Annotated in this window: 3 protein-coding genes; 1 reads left to right on the forward strand and 2 read right to left on the reverse strand. The window is 58.8% G+C overall.

All coding sequences use genetic code 11. The annotated features are described in order from the left end of the window. Together NW852_RS01180 and NW852_RS01185 are read right to left on the reverse strand one after the other, a co-directional pair. The coding region (locus NW852_RS01180) for a histidine phosphatase family protein (RefSeq protein ID WP_414426400.1) at nucleotides 1-224 on the reverse strand (224 nt) is incomplete at its 3' end. A 60-nt stretch (nucleotides 225-284) separates the two neighbouring features. Further along, nucleotides 285-1,244 (reverse strand): NAD(+) kinase, encoded by a 960-nt coding sequence (locus tag NW852_RS01185; protein WP_414370942.1) that lies wholly within the window; start codon nucleotides 1,242-1,244, stop codon nucleotides 285-287. A 373-nt stretch (nucleotides 1,245-1,617) separates the two neighbouring features. Between NW852_RS01185 and NW852_RS01190 the strand changes: the two genes are divergently transcribed. Then, on the forward strand, nucleotides 1,618-2,207 hold a 590-nt coding region (locus NW852_RS01190), incomplete at its 3' end, for a serine/threonine protein kinase (protein ID WP_414426401.1).

The following is a 2,207-nucleotide window of genomic DNA, read 5'->3' on the forward strand; positions in this document are numbered from 1 at the left end:
ATCTCCAACCCCGTCTTCTCTGCCAGCGGCCTGAGAGTAGCCAAGGTGCGCCGCATCGGGCTGACGTAGAGGGCCTGCCAAGGGATCCCGGCATAGGCGGCGGCAAAAGCTTCTGCCATCTGCTGGCCTTCGGAGGTGAGGTCGGGATCGAGGGCGCCACAAAAGCTACCGGAACGGCTGTAGGGGGTTTCCCCGTGTCTGAGTAGGTACAGTCTGAGGCTCATGGGAGAAGATTCCAGGGGAGTTAAACTCCGCTACTCTAGCTCCCCAACTTTAAGATCCCTTTATCCCCCCTCGGGGCGGTGGTTGGTGGTGGGGATGTAGATGCGGCTGCCGGCCCACTGCAGCTTTTCTCGCAGGGTGCGGAAGTAGGAGAGGTCTTTTTCTAGGATCATCAGCTTGGCCGGCAGGGGAGCCCGTTGAATTTGCACCCACTGGCCGGGGTTGACCGATTGAGCCAAGACACCATCAGTCCAGAGGCGGGTCAGCCCTTCCGGATCAGCAAGGGGCCAGATCTCCACCGTGGCCGTGCCGCTGATAACAATGGGCCGGCTGGACAAGCTGAGGGGACAAATGGGGGTGATGATGATGGCCTCAAAGGTAGGTTCCAGGATGGGACCATTGGCTGCCAAAGTGTAGGAAGTGGATCCCGTTGGCGTGGCCACCAGCACGCCATCCCCGTGGTACTGATCCAAAATCTCGCCATTGACTTCGATTTCCATGATGGCGGCGGGCAGGCGTTCCCGGTTGATGGGCTTGAGGCACATTTCGTTGAGGGCGTAGTAGACTTCGCTGACCGGGCGACCCTGCCGCTTGCCCTCCTCAGGGATAGCCCCTTGCCCCAATTGCGCTTGCTCCCAAATCTGGGCCTGCAACATCATGCGGGCTTGCAGGACGAAGTCTCCTGCCTGAATGCGATCCCAGGGATCCTGGTGCAGCACCCGCTCTGATTGAGCCAAAAACCCCAGCCTGCCCCCCGACTGAATGGGCAAAATCGGGATCCCGTGCGGGGCCAAGTGGCGGGCTGCCGCCAACACCGACCCATCTCCCCCTAGTACCACAGCTAGATCGATAGGATCCGAAGTGGCCTCCAAAAAGACCGGGTAGGGGTTGTGGTGCAAGCCGGTGGGAGCGGTCAGCACCGTAACACCGCGCCGACGCAATTGCTCCGCACACAATTGACAGGCGGCTTTGCTCTCCCGATCCCCCTCCTTGTAGGCGATCACCACCAAGCCCAAGTCCATAAGCCCTCGCCCAGGGATCCCTTCCGATCATCCCTCTTCAGGCCGAAGGTTGCCCACAAGGCCTCATTTCCTCAGCATTCCCTCTCGCTTTTTTTCACATTTACTAGGGATCCTTAAGAAAATCTCTAAATGGTTATTCCAAGTAGCAGTAAAAAACGGCTCGTCGCGTCGTTATTGCTAGGCAGCGCTGCCGCAAACGCGCCGCTCCAACTCCCCTCTCCCAGAGGGAGAGGGGTTGGGGGTGAGGGCTTGAGCGGCGCAGAGTTCCCAGAGCGTCAAAGGTTGGGATCCCTGAGTTGGACGGGGAAAGGAGCGGGTATAAACTCCAGCAATTGGTTTATCGTATGGACATCTCTGCCCAAGCTGCCTCCTTATGTCTTCCGAACTCACCAATCGCATTTTGGGTGGCTGCTACCAACTGATTCAAGAAATCGGTGGCGGCGGCATGGGATCCGTCTTTCGCGCTTTGGACTTGCACAACAACCGCCAAGAGGTGGCTGTTAAGATCCTGCATGCCCCTATGCTGCTGAGCCGAGGTGACGCCCAGACCGATTTGCGTCGCCGCTTTGCCGAAGAGGTTCGCGTCAGCACCCTTCTGGGCCAGCATCCCCGCATCGTCAAAGTCTTGGATCACGGCCAAGAGGGGGAGCAGGCCTACTTGGTGATGGAATACCTCAAGGGGCAGGATCTGGGCAAGCTGATTCGAGAAAAAGGGGCTCTGTCGCTCCGGCAAGCCCTTCGGCTGGCCCTGCAGGCTTGTGAGGGGCTGCACTTTGCCCATACATTTCACGCCAAGGTCGAGGGCCGCGAGATTCGGGGCGTGATTCACCGCGACATCAAGCCCAGCAACCTGTTTGTTGAGCGGGTTTTTCGAGATGGCCAGCTCACGTCGCAACTGAAAATCCTCGACTTCGGCGTAGCCAAAACCTTGGCTGATCACACCCTTAGCCTGGGCACCCAAAA

It is taken from the genome of Synechococcus sp. H60.1, assembly GCF_047462335.1.
GTDB lineage: Bacteria > Cyanobacteriota > Cyanobacteriia > Thermostichales > Thermostichaceae > Thermostichus.

What these genes read in the sequence shown, in the direction of transcription:
- NW852_RS01185 (WP_414370942.1), bottom strand. Translation starts at nt 1,244, where the DNA reads ATGGACTTGGGCTTGGTGGTGATCGCCTACAAGGAGGGGGATCGGGAG.